At 68.3% G+C, this 13,384-nt stretch carries 14 protein-coding genes; 6 read left to right on the top strand and 8 right to left on the bottom strand.

The annotated features are described in order from the left end of the window. Positions 1 to 62 precede the first annotated feature (62 nt). A complete protein-coding gene (locus J3A66_RS06640; protein WP_348634007.1) occupies positions 63 to 1,469 on the bottom strand; it encodes a sensor domain-containing diguanylate cyclase in 1,407 nt (468 codons plus the stop codon). Positions 1,470 to 1,609: 140 nt separating this feature from the next. Here J3A66_RS06640 and J3A66_RS06635 point away from each other — a divergent pair, with 140 nt between their 5' ends. Beyond that, positions 1,610 to 2,509, top strand: coding sequence for a tyrosine recombinase XerC (locus tag J3A66_RS06635; RefSeq protein ID WP_244654786.1), 900 nt, complete (start codon positions 1,610 to 1,612; stop codon positions 2,507 to 2,509). Between the two features lie 7 nt (positions 2,510 to 2,516). On the opposite strand, the gene J3A66_RS06630 is transcribed toward J3A66_RS06635, so the two are convergent. From J3A66_RS06630 to rsmI, 4 genes are all read right to left on the bottom strand, one after another. Further along, complete coding sequence (locus tag J3A66_RS06630; protein WP_031441513.1) at positions 2,517 to 3,116, bottom strand: DedA family protein; 600 nt, start codon at positions 3,114 to 3,116, stop codon at positions 2,517 to 2,519. An 86-nt stretch (positions 3,117 to 3,202) separates the two neighbouring features. Continuing rightward, entirely contained in the window at positions 3,203 to 4,156 is a 954-nt protein-coding gene (gene gshB / locus J3A66_RS06625; protein WP_209567855.1) for a glutathione synthase, read from the bottom strand. A gap of 201 nt (positions 4,157 to 4,357) precedes the next feature. Then, entirely contained in the window at positions 4,358 to 4,756 is a 399-nt protein-coding gene (locus tag J3A66_RS06620; RefSeq protein WP_052149316.1) for a YraN family protein, read from the bottom strand. Next, positions 4,753 to 5,598 (bottom strand): 16S rRNA (cytidine(1402)-2'-O)-methyltransferase, encoded by an 846-nt coding sequence (rsmI, locus tag J3A66_RS06615; protein WP_245336719.1) that lies wholly within the window; start codon positions 5,596 to 5,598, stop codon positions 4,753 to 4,755. Before rsmI ends, J3A66_RS06620 begins: the two co-directional genes overlap by 4 nt. A gap of 10 nt (positions 5,599 to 5,608) precedes the next feature. Between rsmI and J3A66_RS06610 the strand changes: the two genes are divergently transcribed. Beyond that, entirely contained in the window at positions 5,609 to 6,823 is a 1,215-nt protein-coding gene (locus J3A66_RS06610) for a penicillin-binding protein activator (protein ID WP_209567851.1), read from the top strand. A gap of 122 nt (positions 6,824 to 6,945) precedes the next feature. Here the strand turns inward: J3A66_RS06610 and hemW are convergent, their stop codons facing one another. Beyond that, positions 6,946 to 8,118, bottom strand: a complete 1,173-nt coding sequence (gene hemW, locus J3A66_RS06605) for a radical SAM family heme chaperone HemW (protein WP_209567849.1) — start codon at positions 8,116 to 8,118, stop codon at positions 6,946 to 6,948. A gap of 43 nt (positions 8,119 to 8,161) precedes the next feature. On the opposite strand from hemW, the gene J3A66_RS06600 reads away from it, so the two are divergent. Then, complete coding sequence (locus tag J3A66_RS06600) at positions 8,162 to 8,719, top strand: CAP domain-containing protein (RefSeq protein ID WP_209567847.1); 558 nt, start codon at positions 8,162 to 8,164, stop codon at positions 8,717 to 8,719. 50 nt (positions 8,720 to 8,769) lie between these two features. Here the strand turns inward: J3A66_RS06600 and rdgB are convergent, their stop codons facing one another. Further along, positions 8,770 to 9,405, bottom strand: a complete 636-nt coding sequence (gene rdgB / locus J3A66_RS06595) for an RdgB/HAM1 family non-canonical purine NTP pyrophosphatase (RefSeq protein WP_209567845.1) — start codon at positions 9,403 to 9,405, stop codon at positions 8,770 to 8,772. After that, positions 9,402 to 10,118, bottom strand: coding sequence for a ribonuclease PH (rph, locus tag J3A66_RS06590; RefSeq protein WP_031441505.1), 717 nt, complete (start codon positions 10,116 to 10,118; stop codon positions 9,402 to 9,404). Before rph ends, rdgB begins: the two co-directional genes overlap by 4 nt. Positions 10,119 to 10,320: 202 nt before the next feature. Here rph and hrcA point away from each other — a divergent pair, with 202 nt between their 5' ends. The 3 genes from hrcA to J3A66_RS06575 all read left to right on the top strand — a co-directional run bounded on the left by hrcA (position 10,321) and on the right by J3A66_RS06575 (position 13,290). Further along, complete coding sequence (hrcA, locus tag J3A66_RS06585; RefSeq protein WP_031441504.1) at positions 10,321 to 11,364, top strand: heat-inducible transcriptional repressor HrcA; 1,044 nt, start codon at positions 10,321 to 10,323, stop codon at positions 11,362 to 11,364. A gap of 25 nt (positions 11,365 to 11,389) precedes the next feature. Next, positions 11,390 to 11,929, top strand: coding sequence for a nucleotide exchange factor GrpE (gene grpE, locus J3A66_RS06580; protein WP_031394645.1), 540 nt, complete (start codon positions 11,390 to 11,392; stop codon positions 11,927 to 11,929). Positions 11,930 to 12,066: 137 nt separating this feature from the next. Further along, complete coding sequence (locus J3A66_RS06575) at positions 12,067 to 13,290, top strand: threonine synthase (protein ID WP_209567844.1); 1,224 nt, start codon at positions 12,067 to 12,069, stop codon at positions 13,288 to 13,290. The last annotated feature ends 94 nt before the right edge of the window (positions 13,291 to 13,384 follow it).

The following is a 13,384-nucleotide window of genomic DNA, read 5'->3' as shown; positions in this document are numbered from 1 at the left end:
CTCGACGGAAACCTTTTAGCGGCGTGTGGTCGTCGTCGCGGCGCCCATCGGGGTGAACCCGATCAGGCGGCGCGGCGCCGTTCGCCTATCCGTTCGCGCTTGGCGCGGTAGAGGACGATGTCGACGCGGTGGACGAAATCGCGGACCGTCTGGCAATCGGGTTCGAGCGCGGCGATGCCGACGGTGCCCGCGCTGATCATCGCCAGGCCGTCGACCGAGACCGGCACCTGCAACGCCTCCTGCAGCCGGCTGACGATCTCGTCGGGTGCACCGACCAGCGCGGGGTCGTCGACGATTACCGCGAATTCATCCCCGCCAAGCCGCGCGGCCAAGCTGCCGCGGAGCCATGGCGCCTGCAGGATCTGGCCAACGCCGCGTAGCACGTCGTCGCCCGCGTTATGGCCAAGCGTGTCGTTGATCGCCTTGAACCCGTCGAGATCGACCAGCGCGAGCAGCAACGGCGATGCCGCTGTACGCGCGCGCGTGATGGCCGCGTCGAGCGCCCGGTCAAACGCGGCCCGGTTGGCGAGGCTGGTGAGCGCATCGGTTTCGGCCGTGCGTCGCAGCGTGAGTTCGAGCGCGTGACGATCGGTCACGTCCTGGAAGATGCCGACGATCGCGACGGGACCGTCCACATTGCGCTGGGCCGCATGTTCGAGCTCGCCCTGCACGCGCACACGTCGTGGATTGCCCAGTGCCGTGGTGAAGTCGAGTTCGAGATCGATCGGGACACCGGTCCGGATGACGTCGGTGAGCGCCTGCGCAATCTGTTCGCGGGCATGGGGGGGATAGTGATCGATCGCCTTGGACGGGTCGGGTTGCGCGCCCAGCGGCAGCTCGTGGATCCGGAAAACGCCGTCGGACCATTCGAGCGGACCGTCGGGCCACAGCACCCGCCACGATCCGATCGCCGCCATCCGCTCGGCTTGGCGGAAGATGCGGTCCTGGCGAGCGAGAACGGACGACTGGCGATCCGCGGTCACCGCGATCGCGAGCGCCTGGAGCGCTGCGGTCCGCGCGGCGATCGCCGCCTCGGCAAGCGTGGCGAGATGCACGAGTGCTTTCCGCCCTGCCGCGTTCAGGCTGCGCGGATGGGTGTCGAGCACGCACAGCGCGCCGATCGGATGACGTCGTCCGTCGTCGTCGATCGCATGGATCGGGGCACCGGCATAGAATCGCACCCCGTCGGAGGCGGCAACCAGCGGATTGGCGGCGAACCGCGAATCGCCCGACAGGTCCTCCACAACCAGCGGCGCCGATCCCTGGATGGTGACGTTGCACATGGTCACGTCGCGCGCGATCTCGCCGCGTTCGCCGTCATTGGCGGCCTTGATCCACAACCGGTCGCGATCGATCAGCGTCATCATCGCGCTGGGGCAGTCGAGCATTTCGGCTGCCAGCGCGACGAGCGCGTCGAATTCGCGTTCCGGTTCGGTATCGAGCAGCGCGAGCGCGTTGAGCGTCGCCACCCGGCGTTCCTCGTCGGCCGAGGCAAAACGCGATGGTGATCCGGGCATTTCGCGAGGGGCGGACTCGGGGAGCGACATGTCTTCGAATAGGCCTGCGTTAGTTAATTTTCTTTGTCGTTCAAACGCTCTAGCATGCAGGAATGACCTCACCCGACACGCTTCCCCCGTCGATGCTTTGGGCGACGCATCTGGCGCGGGACCGGATGCGGTCGGTGCACACGGTGCGCGCCTATCGCGCAGTCGCCGAGCGGTTGACGGCGTTCCTCGTCGGGCACTGGGCGGGGGCGGTCGACCGCGCGGCGCTGGGTCGGACGAGCACGGCGGATCTTCGCGCCTATCTGGCCTATCGGCGCGGGCAGGGGCTGGGGAATGCATCGGCGGCGCGCGAGCTGTCCGCGGTGCGCGGTTTCCTCGCTTGGGCGAATGCGGATGCCGAACCGCCGCGGCTGAAGGGGCCGCGGGTCCAGCGCGGCGTGCCGCGCCCGATCTCGCCGGCCGAAGCGGTGGCGCTGGCCGGGGAGGTCGCCGACGACGCTGCCGAGCCGTGGATCGGCGCGCGCGACTGGGCGGTGCTGATGCTGCTGTACGGCGCGGGGCTGCGAATCGGTGAGGCGCTGCTGCTGACGCCGGCGATCCTGCCGCTCGGCGAGACGCTGTCGGTAACCGGCAAGCGCGCCAAGACGCGGATCGTGCCGCTGTTGCCGCAGGTCCGGACCGCGGTCGAGGCCTATGTCGCAACGTGCCCCTGGGCGCTGGTGCCGGGGGAGCCGCTGTTCCGGGGCGCGAAGGGTGGCCCGCTCGCCCCCGCGATCGTGCGCCGCGCGGTCCGCGGGGCACGCGGGCGGCTCGGGCTTGGCGAGCGGACGACGCCGCACGCACTGCGCCACAGTTTTGCGACGCATCTGCTGGGACGCGGGGCGGACCTGCGCGCGCTGCAGGAGCTGCTCGGCCATGCGAGCCTCAGTTCGACGCAGATCTATACGCAGGTCGACGCCGCGCATCTGATGGACGTGTACCGCAACGCGCATCCGCGGGCGTAGCGCAGGGTCAGCCTTTCGGCTTCCATGTCAGCACGCGCCAGCCATAGGCCAGCGCGATGATGACGAACGTCGCGACCGAGACAGGGCCGACATAGCGGTCGAGCTGCTGGAACCGCGAGCCGAGCAGGATGCCGGCATAGGCGAGCACGGTGTTCCAGATCGCGCTGCCCGCAGCGGTCCAGATCACGAACTTCCACAACGGCATGTACGTCATGCCGGCCGGGAGCGAGATGATCGTCCGGAAGGTCGGCATGAAGCGGAAGACGAAGATCACCCAGCCGCCGCGCTTCACGAAGAAGCGGTGGACCTTCTCGATATCCGACCATTCGATCGTCAGCCAGCGGCCATGCCGCTCGACGAACGGGCGGAAGCGCTCGTAGCCGATGTTCCGGCCGATATAATACCAGAAGTAATTGCCCGCGACCGATCCGACCGTGCCCGCGACGATCAGCGGCACGACCGCCATATGGCCGCGCGCGACGGCAATGCCGCCGAGCCCCATGATCACCTCGGACGGCACGGGGGGCACAATATTCTCGAGCGCCATCAGCAGGAAGATGCCGAAATAGCCGCCCCAGGCGATCAGGTTGATGATGAATTCGGTCATGGCTAACCGATACTTCCGGGGGGCCGCATGTGTTCCCTCGACAGTATGGTCGCACCATCCCGGCCTGAGCCAGGATGGTGGTTTTCCTACCGCGCCGCGACCTTCGCCTCGATCGCGTCCCAGATCATCGCGGAGACGTCGGTGCCGTCGAACCGCTCGATCGCGACGATGCCGGTGGGCGAGGTCACGTTGATCTCGGTCAGCCACTTGCCGCCGATCACGTCGATGCCGACGAACAGCAGCCCGCGCTTCTTGAGTTCAGGCCCGAGGACCGCGCAGATCTCGCGCTCGGTCGGGGTCAGCTCGGTCTTTTCCGCCGAGCCGCCGACCGCGAGGTTGGAGCGGATCTCGCCCTCACCCGGCAGGCGGTTGATCGCGCCGGCGACTTCGCCGTCGACCAGCACGATGCGCTTGTCGCCCTTGGCCACGTCGGGAAGGAACGCCTGGACCATGTGCGGCTCGCGCCACGTCATGTTGAACACCTCGATCAGCGCGGACAGGTTGGCACCGTCCAATTCGACCTTGAAGATCGCTTTGCCGCCATTGCCGTGGAGCGGCTTGATCACGATCGCGCCGTGCTCGGCCAGGAAGGCGCGCGCCTCGTCGAGACTGCGCGTGACGAGCGTCGGCGGCATGAACTGCGGATAGTCGAGCACGAACACCTTTTCGGGTGCGTTGCGGACCTGTGCGGGGTCGTTGACGACCAGCGTCTTGCCGCCGATCCGCTCGAGCAGATGCGTCGCGGTGATGTAGCCGAGATCGAAGGGCGGGTCCTGCCGCATGAGCACGACGTCGGCCTCGTCGCCGAGATCGAGGTTCACGGGCTCGCCGACGCTGAAATGATCGCCGGTAACGCGCTGCACGGTGACGGGGTGCGCCTTCGCCCAGACCCGGCCGTCGCGGTAGTTGAGATCCTCCGCGGCATAATGGAACAGCCGGTGTCCGCGCTCCTGTGCGGAGAGCATCAGCGCGAAGGTCGAATCGCCCGCGATATTGATGCTGTCGAGCGGGTCCATCTGGACGGCGACGGTGAGGCTCATGCGTCTTCCTTCTATGCGGTCGAGCGCATGTAGGTGCGCGCGGGCCGCAAGTCACCCAGTCACCCAGTCACCATCCATCCGTCACTCCCCCTCCGTCATCCTGACGAAAGTCAGGACCCAGAGCCAAACAGGGACGCCCATAGTAACCCTGGGTCCTGACTTTCGTCAGGATGACGGAAAAAGGGCGAGCCGAGTCACCTCCTATCCGATCCAGGCATTCTCGATATGGCGGGGGCGTGTGCCGGGGGCGAGCAGGATGACGTCGACGCGAATATCGTCGCCGGGCCCGGCATAGCGCGGCATCAAAAACTCTGCCGCCGCGGCGACCCGCGCGAGCCGCCGCTCGTCGATCGCGAAGTCGAGTTCGGCGGCGGTCGCGCGCGTCTTCACCTCGACGAACGCGACCAGCGTCCCCTTGCGCGCGACGATGTCCACCTCGCCCGCCGGCGTCCGCACGCGACGGTCGAGGATGCTCCAGCCCTTCAGTCGCAGCCACCAGCCGGCCAGCCGTTCCCCGCGCCGCCCCGCAGCTTCCGCGACTTGTCTATCGGCGGTGCTCGCCGTCCGTCTGCGGGAGGGGCGCGGGGCGGGGAGGGTCACCCCGTCGCCTTCAATTCGAGCGCGCGGGCGTAGAGCGTCTTGCGGTCTAGGCCGAGCGCCTTGGCGACCTCGCTCGCGGCCTGGCCCGTGGAGAGGCGCGTCAGCGCGTCGGCAAGCGCCGTGTCGGCGTCCTCCGCGCTGGCCGGGGGGGCGTCGCCGGGGGGCGCGATGACGATGACGATCTCGCCGCGCGGCGGCGCGTCGGCGTAGCGGCTGGCGAGGGTCGTCAGCGTGCCGGTCACCGCCTCCTCGAACCGTTTGGTGATTTCACGTGTGACCGCTGCCTCACGGTCGCCGAGTCCTTCGGCGAGCGCGGCAAGGCTGGCACCGAGACGCGGACCCGATTCGTAGAGCACCAGCGTCGCGCGGATCGTCGCGATCTCGGCGATCGCCTCCGACCGGGCATGCGCCTTGGACGGCAGGAAGCCGACGAACAGGAAGCGATCGGTCGGCAGGCCCGCCAGCGTGAGCGCGGCGACCGCGGCGCAGGGGCCGGGGATCGTCACCACGAGATGTCCCGCCGCGCGCGCGTCGCGCACCAGCTTGAATCCGGGATCGGAAATCAGCGGGGTGCCCGCGTCGGACACCAGCGCCACCGCCTCGGTCGCCATCCGCGCGATCAGCGCGGGGCGGACGCCCTCGGCGCTGTGATCATGATAGGGGACCATCGGCGTCTTGGTCCCGACATGGCGGAGCAGACCGGCGGTGACACGGCTGTCCTCGACCGCGACGACGTCGGCACGCGCGAGGATGTCGGCGGCACGCGGCGACAGATCACCGAGATTGCCGATCGGCGTCGCGACGATGTAAAGGCCGGGGTTCAGTGGAGTTTCAGGGTTCATGGGGATTGTCATGGCAGACGCAGCGACGATAGGGCAATCGGCCCGGCACCGGATGCGCGCGTTTGGGCGCTCGGCGGCACTCACGCTGGCCTGCCTGCTGGGCGCGTGCCAGACGATCGTCCCGCGCGGTCCCGTCGAGCCGTCGCAGCAGCGCCCGACCACCCGTCCTACCGACACGCCGACGATCGGGGTCGAAACCGGCATCCCGCGCGATGCCGAGCGCAACCGCGTCGCGCTGCTCGTGCCGCTGTCGGGAAGCAATGCGGGGGTCGGCACGTCGATCGCCAATGCGACGATGATGGCGCTGCTCGACACGCAGAACCAGCGCGTGCGGATCACCAATTACGATACCGCGACGGGTGCCGCGGCCGCGGCCCAGCGCGCGATCGCAGAAGGCGCGCAGCTGATCCTGGGGCCGCTGCTGTCCGACGACGTGCGGACGGTCGCGCCGATCGCGCGCGCGGCGGGCGTGCCGGTGCTGAGCTTCTCGAACGATCTCGGGGTGGCCGGCAACGGCGCCTATCTGATGGGCTATGTGCCGACCCAGTCGATTTCGCGCGTCGTCGATTTCGCGCGCGAGCGCGGCGTGTCGAACTTTGCCGGGCTTGTCCCGAACGGACTCTACGGGGAGCGCGCCTCGACCGCATTCCTCCGTGCGGTCGAGGGGGCGGGCGGCCAGGTCGTGTCGCTGCAGACCTATGGCCGGACCGCCGGTGGTGTGTCGGGCGCGGTCACGCGGCTCGCGGCGAAGGCACCCTATGATGCCGTGCTGATCGCCGACAGCGGTTCGACCGCGGCGTCGGCGGCGGCGCTGGTGAAGCGCGGCGCGGGCGCATCGACCCGGATCCTCGGCACCGAGCTGTGGAATTCCGAATCGAGCGTCGCCGCCAAGCCGGCGCTGAACGGCGCCTGGTATGCGAGTGTGTCGGATACGCTGTACCGGCAATATGCCGCCAAATACCGCGCACGCTTCGGCAGCGGACCGTACCGCCTGTCGAGCCTCGGCTATGATTCGGTGCTGCTGACGGTGCGGATCGCGCGCGACTGGAAGCCGGGGACGGCGTTCCCCGTGTCGCGGCTGCGCGATGGCGACGGCTTTTCGGGCATCGACGGTGCGTTCCGCTTCGGCCGCGACAATGTCGCCGAGCGCGCGCTGGAGGTGAAGGAAATCCGCGGGGGGACCACCACTGTTGTCTCGCCCGCGCCGAGCGGCTTCGGCGGCTGACGCCGACTCCGTTCGTCATCCCCGCGGAGGCGGGGATCCATACGGATGATCGGTTGCGATTCGAGTCGCGCGGCTAGCGAGTCTGGCTTCCCGCCTCCGCGGGAATGACATGGGTGGGGGCGTTACGCCGTCACGATCTCCGGCAGGATCGCGTCGAGCAGCAGCGCCCCCGCTTCGGTGACGCGCAGCCGGCCCGGTGAGCGGGCGACGAGGCCGAGATCCTCGAGCCGTGCGACCGCGGCAAGATCCACCGGCACCACGCCGGCGTTAAGCCGCGTAATCCGGTCGAGATCGACTCCCTCGGCCAGGCGCAGCCCCATCAGCAGCGCCTCGGTCGCGCGCGTCGAGGGGGTGAGCGGGTCCTCGACCTCCATGCCGTGGCCGTTGCGCTCGATCGCGGCGAGCCAGTTTTCTGGCTTCTTGCGACGCACCGTCGCCAGGCCACCGCGGCGGCCATGCGCGCCGGGGCCGATCCCGGCATAATCCTGATAGCGCCAATAGGCGAGATTGTGGCGGCTCTCCGACCCCGGTCGCGCGTGGTTCGAGGTTTCATAGGCGGGGAGCCCGGCGGCTTCGGTGTCGGCGCGCGTCGCCTCGAACAGGTCCGCGGCACTGTCACCGTCGGGGATGACGATGCGCCCCGCGAGCGCCTCGGTCGCGAACCGCGTGCCGGGTTCGATGGTAAGCTGATAGAGCGACAGATGCTCGGTCCCGAAGCTCAGCGCGCGCGCGAGTTCGGCGCGCCAGTCGGCAAGCCGCTGGCCGGGGAGCGCATAGATCAGGTCGAAACTCACGCGCGGAAAGACGCTCTGCGCGGTTGCCAGCGCGGCCTGCCCCTCGTTCACGTCATGCGCGCGGCCGAGAAATTTCAGCGCCTGATCGTCGAGCGACTGCAATCCCAGCGACACGCGGTTGACGCCCGCACTGGCGAGGTCGGCGAAGCGCGCGGCCTCGACCGACGAGGGATTGGCCTCGAGCGTGATCTCGATCCCCTCGGCAAACCCCCAGGCGCGTTCGGCGGCGTCGAGAATCGCGGCGACCGTTGCGGGCGGCATCAGCGAGGGCGTGCCGCCGCCGAAGAAGATCGACTGGAGCTTGCGTCCCGGCAGGACCGACGCTTCGTGCGCGAGGTCAGTGAGCAGAGCCGCGCGCCACGCCGCCTGGTCGACGCCCTCGCGGACATGGCTGTTGAAGTCGCAATAGGGGCATTTCGACACGCAGAACGGCCAATGGACGTAGAGCGCGAGGTCCCCCGAGGGCGGCGGGGCGGGGCTTGGCGTTTCGATCGGGGGCATTATCTCGCGCATATGGTCGCACGGAGCGACAGAAGGAAGCGCAATGACGGTTCGGTTGGGTCTGGCAGTTGCGGCGGCGTTGTTCGCCGGCGCTTGCGCGCAGGGGCCGGAACGCGTCGTGGAGCGGCGCGAGACACAGGCGCCGGCACCGCGCGGGCCCGCGCTCCTCAAGGCGGCGATGATGGACGGGCACAATACCGCGCGGGCGGCCGTGGGTGTCCCGCCGCTGGTGTGGAGCGATACGCTGGCGACCACCGCGCGCGCCTATGCCGAGGAAATGGCCAACACGCGCAAATTTGCGCATGCGCATCAGGTTCAGGGGCCCGGCCACGAGGGCGAGAATCTGTGGACCGGCACGCGCTATGCCTATGCCTATCCCGAGATGATCGGCCACTGGGTTGCCGAACGGAAGGATTTCATCAACGGGGTGACGCCCGCGTTCAGCCGGACCGGCAAATATGAGGATGTCGCGCACTATACGCAGATCGTCTGGCGCAATTCGACCGCGGTGGGATGCGCGATGGCGAGCAACGAACGCGACGATTATCTGGTGTGCCGCTATTCGCCGCCGGGCAATGTCGTGGGCGAGCGTAGCTACTAGGCACCCGAGATCGCCGGACCGTCACCCGCAGGTGACGGTCCGGCGGCGTTTCAGAACACGGCGGCCTTCAGCAGTTCGAACGCGACATTGCGGTGGCTGATCGCGTTCTTCGTCTCGTGCGGCAGCTCCGCATAGGTCTGGTCATGGCCCAGCGGCACGAACATCGGGTCATAGCCGAAGCCGACCTTGCCGCGTGGCGGCCAGATGAGCGTACCCTCGGCGCGGCCTTCGAACCATTCGACATGGCCGTCGGGCCAGGCGAGCGCGAGCACGCTGACGAAATGCGCGCCGCGGGTCGCGTCAGGGCCCTTGGCGGCGAGCGCATCCTCGACCTTCTGCATCGCCATCGACCAGTCGCGACCGTTCGGGGTCTCCGCCCAGTCGGCGGTGTACACGCCCGGATCGCCACCCAGCGCATCGACGCACAGCCCGCTGTCGTCGGCGAGCGCGGGATAGCCCGACAGATCGGCGGCGGAGCGTGCCTTCAGCTCGGCATTGGCGAAGAAGGTCGTCCCGGTCTCGACCGGCTCGGGCAGATCGAGATCCGCCGCCGACACGACGTCGAACCCGCGCCCTGCGAGCAGGTCGGCGATCTCGCGCACCTTGCCCTTGTTGTGGCTCGCGATGACGAGCTTGCCGGGCTGGAGCTTGCGGATCGCCTGGGGGGTGCTGCCTTCGCCGCTCACTTGGCGACAGCCTTGGCCTGTGCCGCGAAGATGTCCGCGCAGCCGATCCGGGCGAGCCGCAACAGGCGGAGCAGCGCCTCCTCGTCATAGGTCGCGCCCTCGGCCGTCGCCTGCGCCTCGGCGATGTTGCCGTTTTCGAGCAGGACGAAATTCGCATCCGCGTCCGCACCCGAATCCTCGATATAGTCGAGGTCAAGCACCGGATTGCCCTGATAGATGCCGCAGCTGATCGCGGCGACCTTCTGCGTCAGCGGATCGGCGGTCAGTTTGCCACTGTCCAGCAGCCCGTCGATCGCGAGCCGCAGCGCGACCCAGGCGCCCGAGATCGACGCTGTGCGCGTGCCGCCGTCGGCCTGAAGCACGTCGCAGTCGAGGACGATCTGGCGCTCGCCGAGCAGCTTAAGGTCGGTGACGGCGCGGAGCGAACGGCCGATCAGGCGCTGGATTTCCTGCGTGCGGCCCGACTGCTTGCCCTTGGCCGCCTCACGGTTGTTGCGCGTGTTGGTCGAGCGCGGGAGCATGCCGTATTCGGCGGTCACCCAGCCTTCGCCCTTGCCGCGCAGGAACGGCGGGACCTTTTCCTCGATGCTGGCGGTGACGAGCACCTTGGTGTCGCCGAAACCGATCAGGACGGAGCCTTCGGCATGCTTGGTGAAGCGGGGTTCGATCGTGATGCTGCGCATCTGGTCTGGGGCACGGCCGGATGGGCGCATGATGTAATCCTAAACTTCTTCCGTTCGTCCTGAGTAGCTGCTGAGCTCGTCAAAGCGGCGTATCGAAGGATCGGCCCGCTTGAGGCACATCCTTCGATACGGGCCTTCGACTTCGCTCAGTCCCTACTCAGGACGAACGGGTGGTGGGCAATAAGCGCTGCCTAGCCTTTCGCATTCCGGCTCGCCAGCCTAGATCAGCCGCATGGCCACGCCCCCCGTCACCGAACTGACCGACCGCGCGCGCGATATTTTTCGTGCGGTCGTCGACAGCTATCTCGCTAGCGGCACGCCGGTGGGGTCGAAGACGATCGCGCAGCTGGCCGGGCTCAGCCTGTCGCCCGCCTCGATTCGCGGGGTGATGGGGGAGCTGGAGGGGCTGGGGTTGCTCGCCAGTCCGCATACGAGCGCGGGGCGGATGCCGACCGATCGCGGCCTGCGGCTGTTCGTCGACGGGATGATGCAGGCGATGGAGCCGTCGTTCGAGGAGCGCCAGACGATCGAGGCGCGCGCCGGCGTCGGTGGTCCGGTCGAGGAGGCGCTCGCCGCCACCACGCTCGCGCTGTCGGGGCTGTCGGCGTGCGCGGGGCTGGTGATGGTGCCGAAGCGCGAGATGACGCTGCGCCAGATCGCGTTTGTCGCGCTGTCGCCCGATCAGGCGCTCGCGGTGCTGGTCAGCGAGGATGGCTCGGTCGAGAACCGCGTGATCGCGCTGCCCAAGGGCATGTCGCCGTCGACCCTGGTCGAGGCGGGCAATTACATGTCGGCGACGCTCGGCGGGCTGACGCTGGCCGAGGCGCGGCTGCGGATCGAGCGCGAGCTGGCGGACGGGCAGGCGGCGCTCGACGGTGCGGCGCGGATGCTGGTCGAGGGCGGGATCGCGGTGTGGAGCGAGGATGCGGATCGCCGCCCGGTGCTGATCGTGCGCGGGCAGGGGCGCCTGATCGATGCCGCGGCCGCCGCCGATCTCGATCGGGTCCGCGACCTGCTCGACGACCTCGAGGGAAAGCAGGAGGTCGCATCGCTGCTCGACAGCGCGCGGGCGGGGGATTCGACGCGGATCTTCATCGGTGCGGAGACCAAATTGTTCGCCCTGTCCGGCTCGTCGGTGATCGCGCGACCGTTCCGCGGATTGGACGGGCGGGTGGTCGGCGTGGTGGGCGTGATCGGCCCCACGCGGTTGAACTATGCGCGCGTCGTGCCCATGGTGGATTTCACGGCTGCAACGCTCGCCCGGTTGATGGGTTGAGCCGGCCCAACTTATAGGGAAAACAATGTCCGATATCGATCAGAACACGCCTGCCGACCTGCGCGAAGAGACCGCCGAAGCCGCACCCGAAGTGGCCTCGAACGATCGCGTCGCCGAGCTGGAGAACCAGCTCGCCGAGGCCAAGCAGAATGTCCTCTATGCGCAGGCCGAGGTGCAGAACGTCCGCCGCCGCGCCGAGAAGGAAGCGCAGGACGCGCGCGCCTATGCCGCCACCGCGTTCGCGCGCGACGTGCTGTCGGTTGCCGACAACCTCGCCCGCGGCCTGTCGGCGATCCCGGCGGACCTGCGTGCGGACGACAAGATGAAGGGCCTCGTCACCGGGCTCGAAGCCACCGGTCGCGAGCTGGAGAGCGTGTTCCAGCGTCACGGCATCACGAAGATCGCGGCTGAGGGCCAGATGCTCGACCCGAACAAGCATCAGGCGATGCTGGAGATCCCGAGCGACCAGCCGGCCGGCACGATCGTCCAGGAAATGCAGGCGGGCTACATGATCAAGGATCGCCTGCTGCGGCCTGCGATGGTGGGCGTCGCCAAGGCGGGGTGAGCCTGTCGGGCTGGTGTTCTCCCGCGAGGGCGGGAGCCCAGGGTTTCAAACGCTGTCGCCTGTGACCCTGGGCCCCCGCCTTCGCGGGGGAACGGCAGGAGGCGGCGCTCAACTTTCTGCCTCGCCGGGATGACGCCATGAACGAGAATCTGACCACCGATCGCGAGACGTTCGTCACGCATCTCGAATGTTCGATCACCGGCGAACGCTATGAGGCGGACCAGCTTCATGGCCTTTCGCGTGCGGGCAGGCCGCTGCTCGTGCGCTACGATCTCGACGCGGTGCGCTCGGCGATTTCGCGCGACACGATCGAGGCGCGGCCAACCGATCTGTGGCGGTGGCGCGAACTGCTGCCCGTGCGGCAGACGTCCAATATCGTCAGCCTCGGCGAGATCGAGACGCCGCTGGTGCCGATCCCGAAGTCCGGTGGCCCCAACGTCCTCGTGAAGGACGAAGGGCGGCTCCCGACCGGCAGCTTCAAGGCCCGCGGGTTGGTCATGGCGGTGGCGATGGCGAAGGAGCTCGGCGTCACCAGAATCGCGATGCCGACCAACGGCAATGCGGGCGCGGCGCTGGCGGCCTACGCCACGCGTTGCGGGATCGAGACGATCGTGCTCTGTCCCGACGACACGCCCGAGATCAACGTCCGCGAGATTGCGATGCAGGGCGCACGCGTCTGGCGCGTCAACGGGCTGATCGACGATTGCGGTGCGATCGTCGGCAAGGGCGCCGCCGAGGGGCGCTGGTTCGACTTCTCGACGCTGAAGGAGCCCTATCGAATCGAGGGCAAGAAGACGATGGGGCTGGAACTGGCCGCGCAGTTTGGCTGGAAACTGCCCGATGCGATCTTCTACCCGACCGGCGGCGGCACCGGCCTGATCGGCATGTGGAAGGCGTTCGACGAGCTCGAACAGCTCGGCTGGATCGGCTCCGAACGACCCAAGATGTTTGCCGTGCAGGCCAGCGGCTGCGCGCCGATCGTCCGCGCGTTCGAGGCGGGCGAGGAGCATGCCGAGCGCTGGGAGGATGCGAGCACCGTCGCAGCGGGCATTCGCGTGCCTAAGGCGGTCGGCGACTTCCTGATTCTGCGCGCGGTCCGCGAGAGCGGTGGCCAGGCGCTGGCGGTCGGCGATCCGGCGATCTTGAAGGCGGTCGAGGCCGCCGCGAAGCAGGACGGGCTGTTGCTGTGTCCCGAGGGCGGCGCGACGCTCGCGGCCTATCGACAGGCGCTGAACACCGGTCTGGTCGACGAAGACGACCACGTCGTACTTTTTAATTGTGCGACCGGACTGAAATATCCGATGCCCGAAGCGCCGCAAGCGCTTGATAGAACACAAGCTATCGATTTCGACGCATTGTAGGATGGGAATCGCCACCGGCGGGGCCCGCCTTCCGGTGGTTGATATTAATCCATGTTATCTGCAACGGGGCGCCCTTCATCACGAAAAGGGCGGA

Source organism: Sphingomonas sp. PvP018 (genome assembly GCF_017876865.1).
Classification (GTDB): Bacteria; Pseudomonadota; Alphaproteobacteria; order Sphingomonadales; family Sphingomonadaceae; genus Sphingomonas; species Sphingomonas aerolata.
The sequence above is the reverse complement of the archived record's forward strand: the minus strand, read 5'-3'. Positions and strand labels throughout refer to the sequence as shown.